This is a genomic window from Paracoccus sp. (in: a-proteobacteria) (assembly GCF_032007265.1).
In the GTDB taxonomy this organism is placed as follows: domain Bacteria; phylum Pseudomonadota; class Alphaproteobacteria; order Rhodobacterales; family Rhodobacteraceae; genus Paracoccus.
Window position 1 is genome coordinate 1 of the sequence record NZ_DALZMB010000016.1, and the last position, 22,833, is coordinate 22,833.

25 protein-coding genes and 1 pseudogene are annotated in these 22,833 nt (G+C 58.2%); 6 read left to right on the top strand and 20 right to left on the bottom strand.

Features of this window, described 5'->3' with window-relative positions; genetic code table 11:
- The 11 genes and pseudogenes from RTS12_RS05290 to RTS12_RS05340 all read right to left on the bottom strand — a co-directional run.
- On the bottom strand, nt 1–498 hold a 498-nt coding region (locus RTS12_RS05290; protein WP_312526202.1), incomplete at its 3' end, for a hypothetical protein.
- Between the two features lie 3 nt (nt 499–501).
- Nucleotides 502–1,281 (bottom strand): type IV secretion system protein, encoded by a 780-nt coding sequence (locus tag RTS12_RS05295; RefSeq protein WP_312526204.1) that lies wholly within the window; start codon nt 1,279–1,281, stop codon nt 502–504.
- Complete coding sequence (locus RTS12_RS05300; protein WP_312526206.1) at nt 1,281–2,417, bottom strand: lytic transglycosylase domain-containing protein; 1,137 nt, start codon at nt 2,415–2,417, stop codon at nt 1,281–1,283. Before RTS12_RS05300 ends, RTS12_RS05295 begins: the two co-directional genes overlap by 1 nt.
- Nucleotides 2,418–2,427: 10 nt before the next feature.
- Nucleotides 2,428–2,562: a hypothetical protein gene (locus RTS12_RS05305; protein WP_312526208.1), complete on the bottom strand. Its 135-nt coding sequence runs from the start codon at nt 2,560–2,562 to the stop codon at nt 2,428–2,430.
- A complete protein-coding gene (locus RTS12_RS05310) occupies nt 2,555–4,912 on the bottom strand; it encodes a type IV secretion system protein B4 (RefSeq protein WP_312526210.1) in 2,358 nt (785 codons plus the stop codon). The genes RTS12_RS05305 and RTS12_RS05310 overlap by 8 nt, the downstream gene beginning before the upstream one ends.
- Entirely contained in the window at nt 4,905–5,180 is a 276-nt protein-coding gene (locus tag RTS12_RS05315; RefSeq protein ID WP_312526212.1) for a VirB3 family type IV secretion system protein, read from the bottom strand. The genes RTS12_RS05310 and RTS12_RS05315 overlap by 8 nt, the downstream gene beginning before the upstream one ends.
- Entirely contained in the window at nt 5,180–5,494 is a 315-nt protein-coding gene (locus RTS12_RS05320) for a TrbC/VirB2 family protein (protein ID WP_312526213.1), read from the bottom strand. The genes RTS12_RS05315 and RTS12_RS05320 overlap by 1 nt, the downstream gene beginning before the upstream one ends.
- Before the next feature lie 19 nt (nt 5,495–5,513).
- Nucleotides 5,514–6,152, bottom strand: coding sequence for a lytic transglycosylase domain-containing protein (locus tag RTS12_RS05325; protein ID WP_312526215.1), 639 nt, complete (start codon nt 6,150–6,152; stop codon nt 5,514–5,516).
- A 599-nt stretch (nt 6,153–6,751) separates the two neighbouring features.
- Nucleotides 6,752–7,731, bottom strand: a pseudogene (locus tag RTS12_RS05330) (IS481 family transposase).
- Nucleotides 7,732–7,835: 104 nt separating this feature from the next.
- Nucleotides 7,836–8,243, bottom strand: coding sequence for a type II toxin-antitoxin system death-on-curing family toxin (locus tag RTS12_RS05335; protein ID WP_312526217.1), 408 nt, complete (start codon nt 8,241–8,243; stop codon nt 7,836–7,838).
- Nucleotides 8,240–8,464: an AbrB/MazE/SpoVT family DNA-binding domain-containing protein gene (locus RTS12_RS05340; RefSeq protein ID WP_312526219.1), complete on the bottom strand. Its 225-nt coding sequence runs from the start codon at nt 8,462–8,464 to the stop codon at nt 8,240–8,242. The genes RTS12_RS05335 and RTS12_RS05340 overlap by 4 nt, the downstream gene beginning before the upstream one ends.
- A gap of 395 nt (nt 8,465–8,859) precedes the next feature.
- Between RTS12_RS05340 and RTS12_RS05345 the strand changes: the two genes are divergently transcribed.
- From RTS12_RS05345 to RTS12_RS05355, 3 genes are read left to right on the top strand one after another with little or no spacing between them, the layout of a single operon-like run.
- A complete protein-coding gene (locus tag RTS12_RS05345; protein ID WP_312526221.1) occupies nt 8,860–9,168 on the top strand; it encodes a PRC-barrel domain containing protein in 309 nt (102 codons plus the stop codon).
- Nucleotides 9,169–9,192: 24 nt separating this feature from the next.
- The gene (locus RTS12_RS05350) at nt 9,193–9,399 is read left to right on the top strand and encodes a hypothetical protein (protein WP_312526223.1); all 207 of its coding nucleotides are present in this window, start codon (nt 9,193–9,195) and stop codon (nt 9,397–9,399) included.
- Entirely contained in the window at nt 9,371–9,949 is a 579-nt protein-coding gene (locus RTS12_RS05355; protein ID WP_312526225.1) for a TspO/MBR family protein, read from the top strand. Before RTS12_RS05350 ends, RTS12_RS05355 begins: the two co-directional genes overlap by 29 nt.
- A 100-nt stretch (nt 9,950–10,049) precedes the next feature.
- Here the strand turns inward: RTS12_RS05355 and RTS12_RS05360 are convergent, their stop codons facing one another.
- A complete protein-coding gene (locus tag RTS12_RS05360) occupies nt 10,050–10,553 on the bottom strand; it encodes a hypothetical protein (protein WP_312526227.1) in 504 nt (167 codons plus the stop codon).
- Nucleotides 10,554–10,810: 257 nt separating this feature from the next.
- On the opposite strand from RTS12_RS05360, the gene RTS12_RS05365 reads away from it, so the two are divergent.
- Nucleotides 10,811–12,232: a PAS domain S-box protein gene (locus tag RTS12_RS05365; RefSeq protein WP_312526228.1), complete on the top strand. Its 1,422-nt coding sequence runs from the start codon at nt 10,811–10,813 to the stop codon at nt 12,230–12,232.
- A 37-nt stretch (nt 12,233–12,269) separates the two neighbouring features.
- Here the strand turns inward: RTS12_RS05365 and RTS12_RS05370 are convergent, their stop codons facing one another.
- The 8 genes from RTS12_RS05370 to RTS12_RS05405 form a co-directional block, all read right to left on the bottom strand.
- Complete coding sequence (locus RTS12_RS05370; RefSeq protein ID WP_312526230.1) at nt 12,270–12,806, bottom strand: PRC-barrel domain-containing protein; 537 nt, start codon at nt 12,804–12,806, stop codon at nt 12,270–12,272.
- A gap of 37 nt (nt 12,807–12,843) precedes the next feature.
- Nucleotides 12,844–13,050 (bottom strand): CsbD family protein, encoded by a 207-nt coding sequence (locus RTS12_RS05375; protein ID WP_312526232.1) that lies wholly within the window; start codon nt 13,048–13,050, stop codon nt 12,844–12,846.
- 255 nt (nt 13,051–13,305) lie between these two features.
- Nucleotides 13,306–14,397: a hypothetical protein gene (locus RTS12_RS05380; RefSeq protein ID WP_312526234.1), complete on the bottom strand. Its 1,092-nt coding sequence runs from the start codon at nt 14,395–14,397 to the stop codon at nt 13,306–13,308.
- Nucleotides 14,398–14,880: 483 nt separating this feature from the next.
- Nucleotides 14,881–15,738 (bottom strand): glucose 1-dehydrogenase, encoded by an 858-nt coding sequence (locus RTS12_RS05385; RefSeq protein ID WP_312526236.1) that lies wholly within the window; start codon nt 15,736–15,738, stop codon nt 14,881–14,883.
- Between the two features lie 384 nt (nt 15,739–16,122).
- Nucleotides 16,123–16,782 (bottom strand): hypothetical protein, encoded by a 660-nt coding sequence (locus RTS12_RS05390; protein ID WP_312526237.1) that lies wholly within the window; start codon nt 16,780–16,782, stop codon nt 16,123–16,125.
- A 285-nt stretch (nt 16,783–17,067) separates the two neighbouring features.
- Nucleotides 17,068–17,538, bottom strand: coding sequence for a pyridoxamine 5'-phosphate oxidase family protein (locus RTS12_RS05395; protein WP_312526238.1), 471 nt, complete (start codon nt 17,536–17,538; stop codon nt 17,068–17,070).
- Between the two features lie 110 nt (nt 17,539–17,648).
- Nucleotides 17,649–18,344, bottom strand: coding sequence for a YetF domain-containing protein (locus tag RTS12_RS05400; RefSeq protein WP_312526240.1), 696 nt, complete (start codon nt 18,342–18,344; stop codon nt 17,649–17,651).
- Nucleotides 18,345–18,358: 14 nt separating this feature from the next.
- Nucleotides 18,359–19,588: an FAD-binding oxidoreductase gene (locus RTS12_RS05405; protein ID WP_312526242.1), complete on the bottom strand. Its 1,230-nt coding sequence runs from the start codon at nt 19,586–19,588 to the stop codon at nt 18,359–18,361.
- Nucleotides 19,589–19,851: 263 nt separating this feature from the next.
- Here RTS12_RS05405 and RTS12_RS05410 point away from each other — a divergent pair, with 263 nt between their 5' ends.
- Together RTS12_RS05410 and RTS12_RS05415 are read left to right on the top strand one after the other, a co-directional pair.
- Nucleotides 19,852–22,014 (top strand): catalase, encoded by a 2,163-nt coding sequence (locus tag RTS12_RS05410; RefSeq protein WP_312526244.1) that lies wholly within the window; start codon nt 19,852–19,854, stop codon nt 22,012–22,014.
- A gap of 20 nt (nt 22,015–22,034) precedes the next feature.
- Complete coding sequence (locus tag RTS12_RS05415) at nt 22,035–22,832, top strand: Ku protein (RefSeq protein WP_312526247.1); 798 nt, start codon at nt 22,035–22,037, stop codon at nt 22,830–22,832.
- Nucleotide 22,833: the final 1 nt, after the last annotated feature.

Below are 22,833 nucleotides of genomic sequence, written 5' to 3' on the forward strand. Positions count from 1 at the left end.
CAGGCCGCCAAATCGGCCCTGAACGGCGGAAAACAAGGAAAAATCGAGGTGCCCATTGGTGACTTTTGTCTCCTCGATCAGCCGCGCTTCGAAGGCCATGAGCGTTTCCACAGGGATCATCTTGCCCGTACAGGTGCAGTCCTGCGTCGACAGAACACTCATCGTGACAAGGTAGTCATTCATGTCGCGGCGACGGGCGTAGGTCGCATTGCCTGGCTTGCCGAGATAGGCCACCAGTTCCGGCGTCTTTGCGCAGGTGCTATAGCGCACATTGCCCGCGTTTTTCAGCGGCTCGACTTTGCCCTCTGGCGCGTCTTCCTTGCCCATATCAATGCGCAGGAAATCGTCCTCGGCATCAAGCTCCGCTTCGGTCAGCGCCGGTGTGCCCGTGATGTCAGCCAGCGGATCTGCCGCACTTTGCGGAAGGGCAAGGAACACAGCGCTCGCCGCAAGTGCCCCGACCAGAGCCCCGATGGAGATGTAAACCACTTTATTCATTGCTCATTCCTCCATCTTGATTTGCAAGAATTTTTCTTCTTCGGCCGCCGTGGCGGCATCCATCACGCCGGCCTCGCCCATCCCCACCGTCTGGACCGCTTCCATAGCCCAGAGATTGGCAAGCGCGATGCCCAATTCGGCGGTGACGCGGGTATTGAGGTCGATCGCCTGTTTGAGGTTTTCGCTCTCCTCGATCTTGCCCACCAACCCGTCGATGCGGGTCAGGCTTTCCTTGGCCTGTTGCGACGAGCTTTCCGCCGCTGCCGACATGAAGGCATTGACGTTTGCCGCCGTCCCGATCCGCGCCGTAGCCGCATTCTCGCTCTCCGTCAGGGCTTTGACCTGCTCGCGGCTCATGCCCGCCGAGGCAAAGGTGCGATCGACATGGGCGGCAACCGTCCCGCCGCCGAGCATCCCGCCCGAAAGCGCGCGTTCCCAATTTCCGGATTTGGCAGCATCGAGCGAGCGCGAGAGATCGGCAAATTGCGGCAGAATGTCCTTGAGGAAGGATGCAGGGTCCAAGCCGAGATCGGCCAGAGTAAAGCCCTCCGTCAGCGCCGCAATCTGGCTTTGAAGAAGCGCGATCTGCTCGATCATCTTCAGCGTCTGGTCGTCCAGCTTGAGGTTCGCGGCAATCTGCTCCTTGAGCTGGAGACGCGCTTCCGCCAGTTGGTCGGTCAGCTTGGCGAGGCTGGTCACGTCGATCGTGGGAACCCCTTGCGCGCCGGCCTGAAGGCCGAAACTAAGCGCGAGTGTTGCCGCTGCAAAAAACTGCTTCATCATTAATCCTCCATCGAGACGCGCAAAAAGTCCTCGTCTTCGGCATAGGCTTGCAGCAAGAGCGCGTAGCGCGCCGCGTCGATGCGTTGCCGAACCGCCTTCAGACGGGTTTGAATGATCGCCATGCGCGCGACTTCCGCCCGCGCATAGGTGTTGAGATCCATGGCCTCTTTGACCGAAGCCGTGCCCTCGATCTGCATGACGATGGAGCGCAAACGGGTTGCCGCCCCCTCCATCGTATCCATCGAATGTGCCGCGTAATGCCAACCAGCGTCCGCGACGTTCGAGCTTTCCGCAATCACCATATCCTTGGGGTCGAGCGTGCCGAGATCGTCGGCACCGCTCACCCGTGCGGCATAGGTCTGGTAATAGCGGCGGATGCGCACGACATAGCCCTGCGTCTCTTTATAGGGCGGGATGCCGTTATACTTCTGGACCGCGCCGGGACCGGCATTATAGGCGGCCAGCGCCAGCTCCATCGAACCGAACTTGTTCAGCTGTTGCAGAAGATAGCGCGCGCCACCGTCCAGTTGGGCGCGAGGATCGTCGTAATAGGCTGGATAGACCCCCAGCTCCTTCGCCGTTCCCGGCATGATCTGGGTCAGGCCGAAGGCCGCAACGGGACTTTTGGCCCCGATCGAGAAGTTGGATTCCGCTTTCACCAATCCCTGGAACCAGCAGCGGAACTCGACCGCATTGATCCCCGCCTTCGCCAGCGCCGGATGATTGTTGTATTTGACCACGGTTTCCGCAATCATCTGCTCGATCGTGGCAGGCGCATCCCCAAACAGCCGCTCGGCATAGGGGTTGTCGTCCTCGATGGCATAGACCGCCGCACTGGCGTAAGCCGCGCCACCCTCACCGCCCGTTTCCAAATCGGGAATGAAGGCGCTGGTGCCGTTCAGAAGCTTCAGCGTCTCGTCCAGAGCGGCAATCTGATCGGCCTGATAGCGCGCGATCTCGGAGCGTTTGGCATTCTCGTCCACATCTGCGCCGGTCTTTGACTGCTCGGCGTCGATCGTCATGACTTCGAGCGCGACTTTCTTCATGTCCACAGCCGGCACGCCATGCGACCAGATGGCCACCGGCAGGGCCGTCAGGGCAAATGTGCTGCCGAGAAGCAGGGGCGAGAGACGCATCCGCCCGTCCTCAGCGCTGCGCCGCGCAATCGCGCGTCTCGACAAAGCTCATGCTGGACCAGCAATTGGCCTTCTTGATCGGCGCCTCGCTGGCGCAGGCCGACACAAGCGGGAGAAGGGCAAGCAGCAAAAGGGACTTACGCATGGTCTTTTCTCCAAAAAAACGGGATGGTTTCAAAATCGGACCCGAAGGCCGCGCGGCCTGCCTCGCCACCGCCGAGCGCGGTCAGAAGCGGGCCAAGCGCCGACAGATCGACGTCAAGAAGCGTCTGGCCGTTATGGCTGCGCAAAAGCGCCTGACGCGTGCCGGTCCGGCCGGCGAGAAGAAAGTCGGTCTCGTTATCCGTGAGGCCGAAGCCCTCGTAATCTGCGGGCTGGGCCCGCCGGTTCGGAAAAAGGATCTGGGTCGGCAGCCCTTCGAGGATCGAGCGGGATTTGCTGTTCCTGATCTGGGAGGGAAACTGCGTCAGCAGAACCACGACCACATTCATCTTGCGCACCGTGACCAGCCACTTCGGGAGCCAGCGCGCAAAGAACTCGTCGTCAAAGACCGTAGAAGCCTCGTCAATGACCAGAAGCATCGGCTGGCGGGCCTCGAACATCAACTCCAGACGGCGGAAGATATAGGACAGCAGCGCCGAGCGTTCGGTCGGCAGGCCGAGAATTTCCGTGAGGTCGATCCCGAGTACATCCAGCCCGTCAAAATCCACCACCGGCGCATTCGCCTGACCGAATACCCAATTATAGCGGCCCTGCGGCCCCCATTCAGCAAGCCTTGTCGCAAGGGCGCGGTCATCGCGCGCATCCCCGATCAAGGAGGGAAAATGCGCGAAGCTTCGCAGATCCGGCGCGGCCTGTCCGTTCTGGCGCACCGCATTCTTGAGTGCCTCGGCCTGATGCGGGCTCAAAGCGCCATGGCCGCGCTCGACCAGTGTTGCCAGCCAATCCATCAGCCATGCCTCGCCGCGCGGGCCGTTCTCGGTCGCGAGCGGATTGAGCCCCGTGGGCTGACCGGCTTTGATCTCTGCATAGCGGCCACCGAGCGCCGCGACCGCCATGCGCAAGCCTTGGTCTTTGTCGAACAGCACCATGCGCGCGCCGGTCCGGCGCGCTTGCGCTGCCAGAAAGGCCATGGTCGCGGTCTTGCCGCTGTTCGAGGGGCCGAGAATGAGGGTGTGACCAATCGTCGGCTCCGACTTCGGATCACCCGCATCATGGAAGGAAAAGCGGTGCGCCGCGCCCGTCACACTTTGGAAGACCGTGATCGGGGACTTCCAAGGCAGGCGTGCAGCGGGTGTTCCGCTGTCGGTCATATGCAGGCTGCACAGATCCGCGAAGGTGATCGAGCTGACGATGGTTTCCCATGCTTGATAGTCACGGTTGCCGGGATGGTTGGCGAAAAACGTCGCGACCATGGTGGACGTCAGCCGCGTCAGGCGCAGCTTGGCTTGCTCGGCCACCCCGCGCACCTGCGAGACCCGCTGCTCCAGCGCATCGGGGCTATCTGCAAAAACCGTGATGGTAAACTGGTGCTCGCCGAAGCCGAGACGGCCGCTTTCCACATCGTCATAGGTCGCGCCAAGCTGATCCTCGATCGAGCCCGCCGCATCATCGGCCGCGCGCATCTGCTGGATGCGCAGCTTGGCGAGATCGGCGATCTTCTGGCGCGCGATCGGCGTATAGCTATGGGTCAAAAGCGTATCCATGCCGGTATCGAGGGCATCGAGCATCCCCGGCTCGGTCATGGTCGGATAGTTTTTGACGGCCAGCACAGCCGCATAGCGCGGGCGGTCCAGCCCCTCTTCAAGGGTGATCACGCTGCCTTTGAAACGCAGCCCGACGTTGCTCACATCCTCGGCAATCAGACTCAGATCGCCGCGAAACTCGGGGCGAAGAATTCCGGAATTGATCGAGCTGTAGAAACCCAGAAGCGAGCCGTCGCTGATGTTCAGCCGACGCGTTCCGACCGGCAGGCTGGTTTCCAAAATGGCGACCACCTCACGCAATTCGGCATGGCGCGCAGCGGTGTCACCATCAAAGATCTGCTTGGCCTTGCGGGCAAAGAACGGGAGCTTGAGCGGGGCTTGCAGGTTACGCACCACCGTCAGAACCACCACGAAATCGCGCAGCTTCTGGGCCTCGAGATGGGCGTTCCAGCACTGGTCGAGATCCGCCTCGAAGCTCTCGCCGTAGATCGGCGTGAGGCCGAGCGCGGCGGGCTTCATCATGCGGTGGACATAGAAGCTGAACCGCTCGTCCAGCCCGTCAAGGATCGAGGCAAAGCCGCGGCGCAAATCCTCAAGGTCGCGATCGGCCGAGGTGAAGCCGTCCTTGCCCGAGATTTCCAGCGACATCATCAGGGCGTTGTCGCGCGTGCGCACCGTAAAATCGTCCACCTCCAGCACATAGGGCATATGCGGGTAGAGCTGCGGCACCTTGGGCCGGACGGCTCCCGCGCGCGCACTGATCTTGTGATCATGCTTGGCATCAAACATAGCGGCGACCCTCTTTTCTTTTTTGGCGCGAAAGGGAGGGCGGGGTCCGGCGAAGGACCACCGCGAAGGCCTTATGGCCGTTGGGGTTCATGGCGACGGCAATGCGCGCCGCGATGTACCAGACCGGACCGGTCAGCACCCAAGGGATGAACTGGGTCCAGAAAAATGGCAGGGCAGTCAGAGCGCCGACACCAAGCATGTAGGGCATCGGCAATCCCATCAAACGGGCCTGCCGCGACAACCCGAGGATGACGGCGCTCCGTTCCATCAGGTCAGCGCCGATTTCATCTGGGTGACGAGGGACGAGCCGCCAAAGACGAAGAAGCCGCCCACGAAGATCATCACGACCCACCACCAGCTGATCCGGTTCATCGCCGCCATGAAGCCGCAGATGATGAAGGCGCCAGTGAAAATGGCGATGGCAATGTTGCCTTTCAGCCAAGTGATGAACCCTGTGCCGACCTTATCGACCTTGGAAAAATCCACCGTGCCGCTCGCTTGGGCCAGCACTTCACTTGCGTTGAGGGTGAGCAAAGCCACCGCCAGAACCGCAAAAGCGGTCTGGGCGTACGTCCTGTTCATAGATTTTCTCCTGAATTTTCTAGTGGGAGAGCAGTCTGTCTCGTTCCACGATAATTCGTTTTATGTAATTTTGAGTCTCGCGATACGGCGGAACGCCACCGTATTTCTGCACCGCACCCGGCCCCGCGTTGTAAGCCGCGAGCGCAAGTGTCGGATTTCCGAACTGCTGCATTTGCGTCAGCAAATACCGCGCCCCCCCATCGAGATTGTCCAGGGGATCATGAGGATTGACGCCCAGCATCTTCGCAGTCCCTGGCATCAATTGCGCGAGCCCTACCGCTCCCTTTGGGCTAAGCGCACGCGCATTGAACCGCGATTCCTGCCAGACCAAAGCCTCGAAGGTCGCAACCCACTGCTTTGGCGTCATTCCAGCGCTCTTGATCGCTGGGTGGTTCTGATAGCGTAGCGCCGTCTGCCGCACGCTCGGTCGCGCACCTGCGTAACGCTCAGTTACGCCCACACCCAAAATAACGCTCTCACCGGACTGCTTGGCGATTTCTTCGCGCAGCGGCGTATGTTCCGCTTCGGGGGGAGGCGGCGAAATGTTGCGACGCTGGCCCTTCGCATCAAAGCGTTGAACCGATGAGCCGACAGTCAGAACTTGCGCACCATCAGCCCCGAAACGCATCACTTCCGCAGAAACCGATCCGATAGACATCGAGCTAGTAACTGTGAGAGTGCAGAACGTGCTGATGCACGCTGTCCAAGAGGATTTTTTACGCTGCGCCCGTGTCTGCATAGCGGAGCACAATGCTCTTGCCGCCTTCTGTTTCCAAGCCAACACCTGAAAAACCCAGTTCTTTGAGCACCTTAACGAGGCCAGAGACTGTCTTAACCTCGCGGTATTCGATTGTATGACCGGAGTTAGGGCCAGCAGCGCGCGCGCGGTGCCGTCGTTCGTCTCGGGTTGTGACAAGAACAACCCATTGAAGCGTCTTGGGATCAACTCCCATGAGGTACCAACTTCCGTGCCACTGTGGCCCGCGAAGCTCTGCGTCCTCGCGACTGAGAACGTGAAGCTCCCAGCCCTTTGACAAATATTTCCGCAACCCTGCGACCGTGACCACATCATTTGGTTTTCCATTAATGTCGTGCACTGTCGGTCTCTCCAGCTTCATGAGTCCGACGCTACTTCTAGCATCGGTGTACAAGATTATATCGAGTGTATCAAGATATAATCTTGTACATGGCTACTCTTCTCTCGTTAGCATCTACTTCATAGGCTCGGAAATTCCAAGCTAGGCCACTTTGTTCATACTAGGTGTTCAGTCCCGGCATCTGGTGGATCGGGTTTAGGATGAATCTGTCGGGCTCTGAAGTCCAGATCTTGCAGATGTATTCGTAGGGGGAAGGCCCTTGAGGGTCTTGAGCCGATGAGCGAAGTTATAGGCGGCGGGGAGGTCATCGAGGTGCGTTCGCAGTTGGTCGTGATCGTCGTAGTGGAAGCGCTTCACGGTCGCTTCTTTGATCGTGCGGTTCATCCGTTCGACCTGGCCGTTGGTCCAAGGGTGTTTCATCTTCGTCAGCCGGTGATCAATGTCGTGTTGACGGCATAGGCGGCCAAAGATGTGCTCGAAGGCGTTGGTATCGACGCCTCGATTTGCGAACTGCACGCCATTGTCGGTCAACACCGTGTGGATCCGATATGGCACAGCTGCGATCAGGTCGCGCAGGAACTGGGCTGCAGCCATCTTGCCCGCCTTATGGACAAGGCGGACAAAGGCGAACTTGCTGGTTCTATCAATTGCCACAAAGAGATAGAGCTTCCCTTCCGCAGTCTGAACCTCGGCGATATCGACATGAAAGAAGCCGATGGGGTAGCGCTTGAACTTCGACCGCTTCGGTTTGTCTCCCTCAACATCAGGCAGACGCGAGATGCCATGCCGTTGCAGGCATCGGTGCAGCGCAGATCGCGTCAGGTGAGGGAGCGAGGGCTGCAGCGCGTAAAGGCAATCGTCCAGTGGCAGCAGCGTGTGGCGGCGGAATGCCACGATCGCCGCCTCCTCATCCTCGGACAGAACCGTCGAGCGCGGCTTTGACGGCCCGGTCTGTTGATTTCCGTCGAGACGTGACCCGGTCTTCATGTCCTCGACGGTTGTCCGCTTCCGCCACTTTGCGACCGTCTTGGGGTTGATGCCAAGTTCTCGGCTCAGTTGCGCGAGCGAAGCCTGCGATCGCTGTATTGCTGCTCTGACAGCGTGCGTGGTCGTGTCACTGCCGTGACGAATTTGTGCCATAGGGCATCCATCCATTCCAAAGAAAGGATCGCACCATCAAACCGTGGGATCAAACACCTAGGCGATGTCGCCGAAGCCTGTCGGCAACGGGGACTTGCGAGAAGTCAGCCGTTCCCTGTCGCATTTCCCTGTTGGACAGAAAGTGCCCGCAACCAGCTCGCAAAACTTGCCTCGGTAATTACGCTCGAAGCAAGGTCCTCCATCATCCGAACACCTTGTCGAGGTTCGGGGCGCAGAGCCAAGCCGTTCAGTCGCATGAACGTGAAAGCTGCAACGAAGGCCGTGCGCTTATTGCCATCAACGAACGCGTGTGCCTTGCTGATCCCAAAAGCATAGGCTGCAGCGATGTCGAATACGTCCGGCGTTCCATATGCTGCCAAATTCATTGCTCGCGCGCAGCCCATCTCCAGAAGCGCTGGATCGCGCACACCAGAGGCGCCGCCATGCCGTGAAATCTGACGGTCGTGTATCACTGACAGCGCCGCCAAAGGCACCCAGATCCAGTCGTTCATGCAAGGGCCTGTAGGAGATCCCGGTTTTCATCCATCACGATCTCAGCTGCTGCTAGCGCAGCTTTGAGGTTCGGATCTTCAAGTATGACCTTCAGCCCACCGTCATCTGTGCGCACGACAAAGAGGGTGTCGCCTTCCTTGGCATCGAGCAACGTCAACATTTCGGCGGTGAGAGTCATAACAGCAGAATTGCCAACCTTGCGGATCTTGGTCTCGATCATCGCGGCCTCCATGTTTTTCACTTGTATATACTATCGGATATCCAATCACAACTCATTCTTGGAGAGCACCCTTCGAGAACGAGGACTAGCCTGAAATCTCTAGGTCATTTGCGAACCGTCTTGAGTTTCACCGAGCCGCAGTCCCCGGCTACGCTAATGGAGGAAGAGGCCGAGCCTATCATTAATGCGGTGATTGCCGAACTGGATGCGGAATACTTCGACTGGTATCAGCATAGTTGAACAGCCTCTCCGTTTCGGCTGCGAAACGTTATGCATGGTCACAGTTCCAAAGATGGGTGTTCACGAGTGGTGCAAAGCCCTCACGGGACCATTATGGAACAACCAAACCGTGCAAAGGTTGGTTGCTTTGTCATCATCGAGAAAGGAGAACGAGAATGGATCATACCAATCATGTCCGCCTGAACGATAGCGAGTTTACGGAGCCTGTTCTGAACGGAGCTCCGATTTATGGGCCTGACGATGACAGGTTAGGCACTATTTTTGAGGTTTACGGTGCGGGTGCTGATACTACTATCGTCGTAGACGTAGGTGGCTTTCTCGGCATGGAGGCAAAGCCGGTGGAGCTTTGGGCAAAAGACCTCGACCTGATGCGCAGCGAAGACGGCGTGGTGCATGGCCATACTCGCTGGACGAAAGATCAACTCAAGGAACTGCCCGAGTATACGCCGCGCAATATTCCTTAACTGCTCGAAGGAAGGAGGCTTGCCGTGAGTACCAAGTTCGACCCGAAAGTGGAAAACGAGAAGCATGACGTGGCGCGCGACGCGCAGCGCGACAAGATGGCCAATGCTGAACCTGTTTTGAACCCGAAACAGATGAAGCGCTCCAATGAGCCAAACGCTGGCGGTCAGAATAGAGAGGCTGGCGATCGGAAGGCCCGACAAAATGACCGTGCCACAAATGGTGGCGAGTAAGGCGTGTTTCAAAGTTTGGTGCCGCTTTTCTGAACAAGGCTTCAATCCTGCCCTCGGCCTGCACCGGGGGCAGTTTTTCGTTGCTGGAGCTCGCGCCTGTAGGACCGGGCTCCCGCATTTGACTGTTATCCATAAGGACGCACTCATGTCAGGATTGAAGTATGTGGCATTTTTCATCCTTGGTGTCGTTGGCATTGGATTGATCATCGGCTACCTGAATGTGCCAGGAGCGTGGTATGCGAGCTTGGAGAAGCCCTGGTTCAATCCGCCAAACTGGATTTTTGCGCCTGTCTGGACGCTACTTTACGTTCTGATTGGAGTCGTGGGCTGGCGGACGTGGTTCATCACCGACAAAACCGACCTTAAAGCGCTATGGGTGGCACAGATGGTGCTGAACTTTTTGTGGTCGCCAGCCTTCTTCGGCGCGCAGAAGCCTATCTTGGGATTTATTGTCACTCTTCCACTGCTGGCGGCTATTGTCTTGTTTACCGTGCGAGGAAGAAAGGCTGACCCCGCCTCCGCGTTGATGTTTCTCCCATATGCAGCCTGAGTCTCGTTCGCGGCCCTACTGAATGCCAGCATTGTTGCGCTCAACTAGGAGAGCCGCTCTTTCGGGCAGAGCAGCTCCCAGAAGAGGCGTAGCGCCAAGTTTAGGACAGGCCCTCGAGAGCCTTCAAACACGCTGCTTCATCGCCCTTTTCCAAGGCCGCGCGCGCCTTGCTCAAGGCTTCCGAGTGTGCTGTCGTTTCAGGAGGGCGGTTATCCTTGGAAGTGTCTTCAGCTTCCTGAGCCGCGGTCATTCCGCCACTCTGTTGAGATTGCGCATCCTGACCTGACATCGCCTGATCAGTATCTGGCCCTGAAGTTTCAGATTGGGTGCTATCCATAGGCGCAACTGCAGTCTCTTCAGATGCGGCGGATTCTCCCTCCTTCGCCCTCTCATCAGAGGTCTGGTCGTTGGATGCCGTTCCGCTCGCCCCGCTTGTTGGCTTCTGCAATGGAGCGAGAGTGCCGTCTTTCGCTATACCTTCGTGACTGCCGTCAGCCATCTCAGCTTCGAGAGCAGAGATCTCCTGAGCGCAATCTGCGAACGTCATCGAAGAACTCAAAGCAAAAGTTGCCGTGAGGATAAGCGTCTTGGCAGCGTTTTTCATGGCAGTCTCCTATTTGTTCGTTTTGAAGAAGCAAAAAAGATCCGCGTGCTGAACCAGATGACGGCAAAAATGTTCCCACCTATCTCAACATTAATTGAAGGTCCTATCTTGTTGATCAGCCCGGTTTCCGCATTTTTTGTCCGCCTGAAGCAGGATTTCTGCATCTTGATTGCGCTGTGGCTGGTTTTGATGACTATGGCGTCAAGGGCCTGCGTCACGATGCACCCTCGGGAGGAATCAGAGATCAGGGAAGAGGCATGGCGACAGGGAGTATTTCGGACCGCAACGAGATGGCACGCCTGATCGCGGCTCTGGATTGGCACAATTGCGCGCTCGGACCGATGCGCGACTGGCCTGCCTGTTTGCGGGCGGCCATTGAGCTTGCGCTTCCGGCTCATGCGCAGATCGCCATCTTTGCCGGCGATGATTATGTGGCGCTCTATAACGATGCCTATGCCACGACCATCGGCAACAAGCATCCAACGGTGCTGGGTCGGCCTGCGCGTGAAGGCTGGGCGGAATTATGGGCCGATCTCGAGCCGCTGCTGTACGAGGTGAGGACGACGGGGAATACCGTATCCGCCCGGGACCGACCGTTCCACATCGATCGCTATGGCTATGTCGAGACCGTCCACTTCGATATTTCCTATTCGCCGATCCGCGACGAGGATGGCTGCATCCAGGCCGTGCTGTGCATCGTCGCCGAAACCACCGAACGCGTGAAGGCCCTGAAGGCCGAGCGACGCCTGTCTGCCATCGTTTCCTCGTCGACCGATGCAATCCTGGGCATGGATCTGGATCGCAATATCACTGCTTGGAATCGCGGTGCCGAGGTGCTTTACGGCTATGCCGAGCATGAGATCCTGGGCCGGGCGGTGACTCTACTGGTCCCGGATAACCGCCCCGAAGAGGAAGACCTGATCATGGCGCAGATCATAGCGGGGAAACTGATCGATACCTTTGAGACGCAGCGCCGGCACAAGAACGGCAGCTTGATCGATGTCTCGCTTTGCGTCTCGCCCATCCATGATCGGCAGGGCCGGATCGTCGGGGCGTCCAAGATCGCGCGCGATATCGGCAGCAAGAAACAGGCCGAACGGTTGCAGCGGCTGTTGATGGGCGAGCTGAACCATCGGGTCAAGAACGTGCTGGCGACAGTGCAGGCCATTGCGAACCAAAGCTTTGGCCGCGACGAACCGGAACGCTTCAAGCCGTTTTCTGATCGACTGCGTGCTTTGGCCCAAGCTCATGACCTTCTAATCCAGCGCAGTTGGGAAGGCGCAAGCCTGGCGTCGGTCGTGGACGGTGTTGCCTCGGCATTTGGCCACGAGCGTTTTGAGATAGAGGGCCCGGATCTGCATTTGCCCCCGCGCGCCGTCGTCACCTTGTCGCTGGCCTTGCACGAACTGGCGACCAACGCCGCGAAATATGGTGCACTCTCGGTGCCTGGCGGAAATATTTCGATCCATTGGGCCTGCTGGAGCGAAACCGCCACGTTCCAGCTGACCTGGCAAGAGCGCGGCGGACCGACCGTTACGCCACCAACCGAGACCGGTTTCGGCTCGATGTTGATTACCGACGCATTGGCGGCCGAGTTGAATGGCGAGGTCGAACTGCACCATCAGCCCGACGGGACGGTCTGCCAAGTCCGCGCTCCGCTCGATGCGAGTTGGGATTAATGAGGGCGAGGTTTTTTTGCCTCGCCCCGCCGAAGGGTCACTGGTTCGGTGCCTCGTACTTTGGCAACGCCTTGAGTTCGTCTTTTGTCAGCGAAACATATGCGCGAATATCGTCGTCGGCATTCTTGTAGATGGCGACTTGGTCCGGGGACAGGGAAACCCGGTGTTCACCCAGTCCGAGGAAGCCCCCCACATCTGTCACGATGCCTGTGACCTTGTCATCGCTGCCGATCACCACATCAGCAATTTCCGCGATCTTTGCATCGGCAGGATCGTAGATATCGACCCCTTTGAGTTGATCTGTGGTCACCGATGTCAATTCGGTCATCATGTAGCCCTCAGGCACGACTAGAGCAATGTCCGCAGATCCGGCAGACGGTGCGGCCGTGCTTGCGGCGGGCGCTTCGGTGGTGGCCGCAGGGACCTCTGCCGTTGGATCAGGCGCAACCTCTGGCGGAGCTGGATCAACTTCAGTGGACGGATTGACGGCCTGAGAGTCGCCGGTGTTTTGCGCCATCACGGGGCCTGCCATCATCGCGCTGACCACCAGTGCAGAAAGAACATAGATATTCATCGTGTTTCTCCAGATTTCAATGGTGATATGCGGTGAATCAGACCCTATCCTTGTCGACAAAGAAGCGATTGATCTCGTCCTCTGCCTGCTCCTTAGTCCAGCCGTACTTCTCTTGCAGCTTGCCCGAGAGTTTGTCCTGCTGCCCGGAAATTTCGGTCAATTCGTCATCGGTGAGGTCGCCCCACTTTTCTTTGACGCTTCCCTTCATTTGGTCCCACTTGCCTTGAATGATGTCCCAGTTCATGGGGTCTCCTCCTTGGTTGCGTGATTGACTGATGAGGGGCAAGAACAACTGAAAGAGAGATTTGTTCCAAACTCAAATGAGCTTCCGGCGCCTGCAGCCCCTGCCCGTTTCTAACGAAAAAATAGCGCTCAGAGATCAGCCTCACAAAGCGCCCAGCAAATTGACACTTAACAATAAAAAAGAAATTTGACGCAGTCCCGGCATTCATGCGCCAATGCCGGGGTTGCTCCATGATTAGGCTTGAGATGCCCGCAATCAGCGCCGGCTGTGGGTCAGGCCGCGCCAGATGCGCCCCTCATCCCGGTGCTCACCGCCCCTGACTGCGCCGATATAGGCCGCGGCAGCAGCGACAAGAGCGGACGCGGCAAGCAGGAAGGCTGTGAGTATTCCAGCCACGCGGGCCTCCTCAGCTGCGTGTTCGGCTTGCTCTTTTGCCTCATCCATCGTTTTCTGGGCCGCGGCCTTCATTTCCTCAAGCTTTGCTTGCACATCTGCCACCTTCTTCTCGGCCTCCTCGCGAATTGCCAGGGCACGTTGCTCGGCCTCGCTCGCCCGCGCATCGACCTCGGCAGGACTTAGGCCGGTGTGTGCAGCCACAACCTGACGAAGATAATTTTTGTCGGCCTCATTAATCTCGCCCGTGCGGATAAGCTGGGCAAGAATTGTCCCGACTTCCTGCTGGACATCTCCAGTCTCTGCAGTCGTTGGACCAGATCCAGATTGCGCAGGGCGAAGCAGGGCCCCGGAAATGTAATCCATCGGATGAGAGTCCATGCCATTCGACAGGGTATCCTCCAGCGTTGGGGCCATTGCCTGACCCGCGCCTTGAGCCACCCCGCCGATGACCTGTCCGGTGCCCGAGGCAATTCCTCCTGCCAATTGTCCTGCGCCTTGCGCGACGCCGCCAACGGCGGCGCCCGCAGCTTCCAGGGTCGTGCTTGCTGCACTGCCCACCGCCTTGACAGTCCCCGTGATCGCACCCGCTACAACGAAGGCGCTAAGGATGGTTCCAAGCCCCCAAACCAACAGTCCATGCAGCCCGTCATGAACCCTTACTTCCTCGACGGTGGAACTCTCAGCACGTCTCCGCATACGCCCCGAAATATACCCGCCAAGCATATAAACGAGAACCATTGAGATGACGACGAAAAGTGCTGTCAAGATCAAGCCGAACGCACTAATCGATCCTTCATCAAAAGAGACCGAGCCAAGTCCAATTGCGGCACCAAACCCACTCAATACCGCTGACGCCCCGACCGCAACGACAGTTCCCGCAATGACAGCGCCAAGATCAACATAACTGCGATCATTGTACGCAGGAGACTTTTCTACGATGAGATCTGACATCAGCGTAATCCTAACACGCTAAGAATGAATAGGACGACGACGACCAGTCCAACCAAATAGATAATGCTGTTCATTCTGTCTCCTCCAAGCATATTGTTGCGATCTGCGAATGACACGTTGATGGGTAACGTAAGCTCCTCCATAAGCGGCATCACCGGGGAAGTTCGAAAGCCTCCAAACGTCAGCTCTTACCTTCGGTGAATTCGCAAGCAGAGCCGATTAGATTTGTTCACCTTGGGGTAAACTTGGTCAGTAGTTGCCAGGGGGGTCGCTGGCAGGAAAGGACTCATCGGCCTGTTCATCAACCATGTCCCATTCCTTGGGCGGATTCTGCATTTGGGAACGACCCGCAGGACGAATATACTGCCTCGACCGATTGTCATCTTTTCGTTCGCGCGCAGCCCTGGAGAAGGAAGCAAGGCTTAAACCTAGCGCGACGCCGAACAAAAATATTAGTGAAGACTTATTCATAACTTGTTCCCTTCAGAGCATCGGCTTGCCGCCGGTTACTGGAACTGTTGCACCGGTCAGGTAGCTTGACATAGGCTCCGCAAGCATCACGTAGGCAGCTGCCAGTTCGACGGGTTGCGCGGGCCGTTTCAGAGGGTAATTCATGCCGAATTCCGCCACCTCATCAGGCGAGAAGCTACCGGGTATCAGTGGTGTCCAGACAGGGCCGGGCGCCACCGCATTCACGCGAATGCCGCGATCTGCAAGAAGCTGCGCCAATCCCGCTGTGAAGTTCTGGATTGCCCCCTTGGTCGTGGCATATGCAAGAAGCTTTGGGTTGGGCACGTCAGAGTTGATAGAGGCTGTATTGATGATGGATCCGCCTCGGGTCATATGGGGAACGGCCGCTTTGGTTATATAGAAGACCGCATCCATATTGACTGCGAAGGTTTTGCGCCATTCCTCGTCAGAGATATCTTCGATCCGATCAAACAGTTTTTGATGTCCAGCGTTGTTTACCAAAATGTCGATCCGTCCAAAATGGGTGACGACCTCGTCCACCAGCTTGCGGCAATGGTCTGGATCGGCGATATCGCCACCGATCGATAAACATTTCCGGCCCGCCTTGCGCACGATGTCCGCTGTGTCAGCCGCATCCTCTGTTTCGTTCAGCCAGGAGAGCGCCACATCGGCCCCTTCGCGTGCATAGGCGATTGCCACGGCCCGACCTATCCCACTATCGCCACCCGTAATCAGCGCGACCATGCCTTTCAGTCGCCCATGCCCCACCCAACTGCCCTCGCCATGATCTGGCATAGGGTCCATGTCCCGGAAACTGCCCGGTAAGGATTGATGCTGTTTTGGAAACGGTGGCTTGGGGTAGGTCTCCATGGCATTGCCTTTCTTCCTGATTTCGTTCCTGACAGCTTTGATGCCGCCACCGTCTAGGCCGTTCCGACGTAGACAGCGTCAAAGCTCGGCCTGGACACAATCGAGTGGGAGATGCAAAGGCTGTCTACCGTGGCAGCAAGCCCCTCGGGCCAAAACGCCAACCCTTGCAGTCGTCTCGATGAGCATATTGTCATAGCGGACACGACAGTTGAGTCGCATCAACCGGAAAGTCTCAGCTTTGTTCCAGAAAAAGGCTGGTTCAGTGCCGGTCACCACAAGCCGGGCGCCAGTCCCCAACCTCTCTCTACATCCGGCTAGCCGTGGGCAAAGGCGATGGATCTTGGCGTCGTTGCCCACGTTTCCTTAGTCTTTATTTTCCGCATATCAGGTCAGGCGCGACATTTTTTCACGATGCCATATTCGCTCAATCAGCATTATTAGAAGCGCGCCCACTTCTCTGTCAGACCCTAGATCGTTTACATAATCTACGGCTTCGGTCATTGCTTTTTCAAGAATGTCGTCGGCCACACTGTGATTTTTAACCAGAAACCGCGCCATTGCGCGTAGCCGTGGGATCCAATCAATTACGGGCATGTCGGCCGGTATGCTATTAAGCTCTGCCTTGCGGACTGCGAGCTGGAAAAGAACGGACGAAGCCAGTGCTTCGGGACCATCTTCGGTATGAACGCACAACGCGGCAGGGTACCATGAAAGACAGTGTTCGGGGCGATCAGTAAAAATGATAAAGGGAAAGTTGCATGACGCCAGCATATCCGAGATGGGGTGTGGATCTGATGTATATACAATTCCGATATCAAACCTGTAGATATCTTGGTCCTTTTCCATTAACGTTTCGACCGGCAGGCCGTCGCTGCACGCGATGCGACACAAGCTGGCGCCACCGCCTCTGATATGAATCTCCACATCTTGGTCTTCTATACTGACATCTTGATAGAGCAGTATTCTAAGCCCAGAAAGATCGGTCTCACGATAATAAAAACCTGTGCCTGATGGTGTAACAGGACGACCAAACCGTTCCGCCATATATCTCCCCTCCATAAACGGACAGCAGGATTAGACATAAGCCTTTCTACGATCTCGACGTGGGGCGAAGACCCGCTTGCAGCGCTTTGATATTTGCTGAAGAGGGCACCCAGTTTACGCCCGAGTTATACGGTCTGAGCTTGCGGTCGTTCGAAGGAGAGCTCGAACCGATGCCCCGCAACCCTCGTCAATTCTGATCGCACGGCGTGCGTGGTCTTGGCACTCTTCTGACGCATGACGCAGCTTCCATCGCGCGCCCTTCTATCCCCCACCCACAACGCAAGCTCAGAAACTCAGCGAAAATTTCGGGGCGTAATCCGGCTTTTTTCCAGAGATCTTGGCTTTGGCAAGGTCGAACAGAAATGCGAGGCCACTCTCTGGGCCCAGCCATACCTCAGCCGAGGCAGGGATCAGCCGAATGAGAACGATGTCGATGTCGTTCTTTCCATCCTCGAACCAGGCGGACGCCACGGTGCCCCAGACCTCGTCGAGCTTCTCTTTGTCCTGCGAGATTTCCAACTGGCCCTTGATCTCGGCATGGATGCCCTGTGCGGTGTCGCTCACGATATAGCGGCTTCGGGACCCTTCGCCGGCGGCCCTTGCCATCGACGTGCCCCTGGCCGTGATGAACCAGATGTTTCCGTCTTCCGGTTCTAGGTTGTGCGACATGGGCAGGAAGGCACCGTCGATTTCCAGCATGCCGGCGCGGACGTCCTCAAGGCGGTCCCAGAATTCCTCGCGCTGTGAATCGGCCATTCGGTTCTCCTCTGATGGGCGCCACTTGAAACGTGGCGGCGAAGTTGAACTTTCGTCACGATCGAAACTGGCAAATTCGCTGATCGGTTCCACCCGCGACACGCGCAGGCCTACCGCACAGACGCCGCCAACCACTCATTTTGACCACAGTTCGGGCAGTCGGCGTCCTTGCGCGCCAGCGTGGCGGTGGTCAGCCCGCAACAGCGACAGGCGGCTTGCGCGCCGACCTGCGGCGGCGCGGGAAACGCGAAAGCCGGTTGCATGTCCAGTGGGGGGACGATGGGTAAGCCCGGGCGGGCGGCATCAAACAGAAAGACAGAAAGCTGACCACCCGCCTCCATGAAGGCCCATTCGACCTCGCCAAGGTTACGGACGCCATGAATGCGCAACAACTCCATGACTTCGAGCGTGTTCAGATCCCGGCGAGAGGCGCCCTCCATGGCGATCACGCCGTCCCGGACAAGCAGGACCGGCGAATTGGCCAGTGCGCGCTTGAGAAAGTCCTGATTGTGGATCGCTCGATCGGCGAACTTGGTCAGAAGGACGATCACGGTGATTGCCACCAACGCATGGAAAATCGGGACATCCTCATAGAATGTGAGATCCCCGACCGCCGATCCAAGCGCGATGACCAGGATCATATCCGTCATCGACATCTGCGCGACAGCACGCGCATTCAAAAGCCGGATCAGCAGGAAGCAGTAAAGATAGGCGAATGTGCTGCGGAAGACGATCTCCAGCAGGAACAGCCTTGGAGCTCCGTCAAACCAGATGCGGCCAGCTTCAAAAGGGACGATATTCTCCATTTGCTTCCCCCTTTCTAGCGAAAACGGAAGACAGATTGATCTGGGTCGGTATCGCCCGCGATGCGGGCGGCAATGATCTGCGCGCCGATCATCGAGAACGTGATGCCGTTGCCGCCAAAGCCCATCAGCGTGAAAATCCGGCCAAAGCCCGGAACATTGTCGATGATGGGCAGGCCATCTCGCGTCACACTGAAAGGTGCCGCCCATCCATAGGCAGGCCTGCCGATGCGGATGCCGGTGAGATCCTCGAACTTGTCGGCGATCCGCTTGGTCTTGCTTGCCAGTTTGGCCGGATCGCTGTTCGCGTTCCCTGCATCCTCATCTTCGCCACCGACGATGATCCGTCCGGCTGCGTCTGTTCGGAAATAAAGGTAAGGGTCCGCCGCCTCCCAGCCGATCGTGGCCTTTATCCATTCTGGAAGGCCGGACATCGGACGAGAGGCCAACGCCCAGGTCGACGTCACATGATGGGCAGGGGTGTTCATCTGGTGCAGGTATTCATATCCGGTGCAGAAAACCGCGTGATCCGAGGTGATGACCTGACCGTCAGAGGTTGCCAGGGCCACGCCACCCGCAAGCTCTGCCATATCCGTGATCTCAACCGGGCTGATGAGTTGTGCCTTGCGCTTCAGGGAAGCCTCCAGAAGGCCGGTCGCAAGCTGAGCGGGATTGGCCGACGCGGAGGCGGGCGACAGGATCGCGCCGGATCGCTGCATTCCGTAGCGCTTTAGCAGTTCGGACGTTCCCAGGTACTGCGCCTCGATGCCTATGGCGTTACGGGCATCTGCCTCGGATTTCAGCGCGCGAGCGCCCAGCAGATTGCCCGCGATGTAGATTGCGGGCTTGCTTTCCATTGAGCATTCGATGCCAAGCCTTCGGGTCAGATCCACCAGATCGTAAACGGCCTTTACAGACCGTCGCCATGCCACATTGGCCGCGCGACTGCCGATCTGCTTTTGCAGCCGGGTGAGGGGCACGTCTATTTCATGCTGAATCATTGCGGTCGAGGCGGCGGTTGATCCGCGCACCGGCGGGCGACGGTCAAGGATCAGCACATTGCGGCCTTGGCGCGTCAGGGCTTCGGCCACCAATGCCCCGCTGATCCCGGCGCCAACCACAACGACATCGGCGTGTTTTCTGTCGAGTGTCCTTTTCGCCGCCAATGTCGAGTGCCGCGTTTTGACCCAAAGCGGCGTGCCGACACGCAAGTCATCCTTCCGGGTCTCTGCATCAAAATCGGCCACGCACAATACCCTTCCACAAGCAGGCTCCGCAGTGACATGACGGCAGATTCGTCGTCCGTTTCGTCCTCGATGAACACGGGATAGACGCGGAAAGTTCCTCGAATGGCAGGTCGCTTGCGGGCAAGTCATCTGCAGTTTGCAACCCGCAAGTGAACGAAATCGGCTGCGCCCGCGTTGAGCCGCAGCAACGAACCCGGTACCGCTGACACCTCGGCGGTCCTGCATGCGTTCAGCACCCCGAAGGAGTGGAAGGAGAGGAAGCCATGGCGAAATCGAATACCCCTGCGGACATGAACCTTGCTTCTGTGCCCAGTCAAGACGGCACCAACAGCGATCCGATCAGCGCGCCGTTTACGCAAGACACCGGCAACGGTGGCGAGATTCAGCAGGTGACGGATGACAAGGCCGCGCGTCTGACGACGAACCACGGCGTTCCGATTTCGGACAACCAGAACAGCCTCCGGGCCGGAACGCGCGGACCGACGCTGCTTGAAGATCTCGTGCTGCGCGAGAAGATCTTTCACTTCGACCATGAGCGGATTCCAGAGCGGATTGTCCATGCGCGCGGCTCGGTCGCGCACGGCACATTCACGGTCAGCAAGGCAATTCCCGAACTGACCCGCGCCGCGCTGTTTCAGAAAAAGGGCAACAGCTGCGACGTATTCGTCCGCTTCTCGACCGTGGCGGGCGGTGCTGGCTCGGTCGATACCCCACGCGACATTCGCGGCTTTGCGGTGAAGTTCTATACCGAAGAAGGCAATTGGGATCTCGTTGGCAACAACACGCCGATCTTCTTCATCCAGGATGCGATGAAGTTTCCCGATCTCGTCCATTCGGTGAAAATGGAAGCTGACCGCGGCTATCCGCAGGCCGCTTCAGCCCATGACACCTTCTGGGATTTTGTTTCGCTGATGCCGGAAACGCTTCACAATGTGATGTGGGCCATGTCCGATCGTGGCATTCCGCGCAGCCTGCGTTTCATGGAAGGCTTTGGCATCCACACCTTCCGCCTGATCAACTCCGAGGGTAAAGGGTCGTTCGTCCGCTATCACTGGAAGCCGCGTTTGGGCATCCAGTCGCTGATCTGGGACGAATCCGCGAAACTTCAGGGTGCCGATAACGATTTCCACCGCCGCGACCTCTATGAGGCGATCGATGCGGGAAGCTATCCCGAATGGGATCTGGGCATTCAGGTTATCGACCCCGATTGGGCGGCCAGACAGCCTTATGACATCCTCGATGCGACCAAGTTGATCCCCGAGGAAGAAGTGCCGGTCCAGCTGATCGGGACGATGACCTTGAACCGCAACCCCGACAACCATTTTGCCGAAAACGATCAAGTCGCCTTTCTGCCGTCGAACATCCTGCCCGGTATGGATTTTTCGGCAGATCCTCTGCTGCAGGGGCGGCTGTTTTCCTATCTCGATACGCAAAAATCCAGGCTGGGGACCACGAACTTCCATCAGATCCCGATCAATGCTCCGCGCTGCCCCATGCACAACTTCCAGCGCGACGGTATGATGCAAACGCAGGTCCCGAAAGGCCGCGCCAATTACGAGCCGAACTCGCTTGCCAAGGCTGGAGAAATCGGCGGACCTCGGGCCGATGCGAAGGGCGGCTTTCAAAGCACCACCGACACGGATGCCTTGGGCAATGATGCGACCCAGAAGGTTCGGCTGCGTTCGGAGACTTTTGCCGATCACTATAGCCAACCGCGCATGTTTCTGCGTTCGCTGTCAAAGCCAGAGCTCAATCATGTCATAGGAGCGCTGGTGTTCGAGCTGTCGAAGGTCAGCATCAAAGCCATCCGTGAAGCCGTCCTCGCGCAGCTGCGCAACATCGACGACGAGGTGGCGAAGCGGGTGGCAAACGGTCTGGGCATCGACAAGCTGCCCGCCGCGGCCCCTGCCGCAAGGAAAGCGGTGGACCTGCCACCTTCGCCGGCGCTGGCGATCCTGAAGCAGGCGTCGCCGGCACCCAAGGGCCGCAAGCTGGGAATTCTGGTGGGCGACGGCGCAGATGCCGCTGTCGTGAAGGCGCTGCAGGACGAGGCAAGGACGGCTGGGGCAAGTTGCATGATCGTCAGCCAGAAGGTCGGCGGCGCCAGGCTGTCGGACTGTTCGGTTCTGCCAGCGGACGGCCAGCTTGCCGGGACGCCCTCACTGATCTTCGACGCGGTGGTCATCACCACGGGCAAAGAAGGCTACGACGCGCTGATCAATGACCCCACAGCGCTTGAATTTGCAGCCTTGGCCTGGAGCCATCTGAAGGCTCTGGGCCTCTGCCCGGGGGGCCGCAAGATTCTCGACAAGGCCAATGGCGGCCAGGACGCGTTCACCTTGGACCACAAGGACGCAAAGGGCGTCGTCGCCAAACTGGCCGACCGCGCCTGGGACCGCGAGGAGGGTTTGCGACCCGCACCATGAACGGAGAAAGGAGCCGGCCTATGGCCCCGCGCGCAAATTGGAAAGGCGTGCTGAGGATTGCGGATCTCAGCTGTCAGGTCGCGCTTTATAGCGCGACCTCGACCTCAGACCGCATTGCCTTTCATACCATCAACCGCGCCACCGGCCATCGCGTCAGGCGTGAGTTCGTCGACGGCCAGACCGGCAAACTGGTCGACCGTGACGATCAGGTAAAAGGCTATGAAGTCTCGGGTGGCGATTATGTCATGCTCTCCGATGAGGAGATCGCCTCGGCCGTACCGGACAGCGACAAGACGCTGGGGATCACGGATTTCATCCGCTGCAATGAGGTCAATCCGGTCTATTTCGACCGCCCCTATTATCTGGCCCCCGCCGACCGCTCGGCCGCCGAGGCTTTCGGGCTGATCCGGCAGGGCCTGGTCAAGCAGAAGGTTGCCGCGCTGGCGCAAACCGTGCTGTTTCGGCGGATGCGCAATCTTCTCATCCGGCCTTACGGTGCGGGAATGATCGCGACGACGCTCAATTACGACTATGAGGTCCGCGCGGCTGACGAGGTTTTCAGCAGCATTCGCAAAACCAGGATCGAGCCAGAGTTGCTGGATCTTGCCCAGCACATCATTCGGACAAAGATGGGCAAGTTCGATCCCTCGACCTTCGAGGATCGCTATGAAGCGGCTGTGATCGAACTGGTCAAGGCCAAGCAGGAAGGCCGGAAACTGCCGCGCCGTACGGCGGAAAAGCCCAAGGTCATCAGCCTGATCGATGCGCTGCGTGCCAGCGCAAGACAGAAAGCCAAGAGCAAGCGCAAGGCGGGCTGAA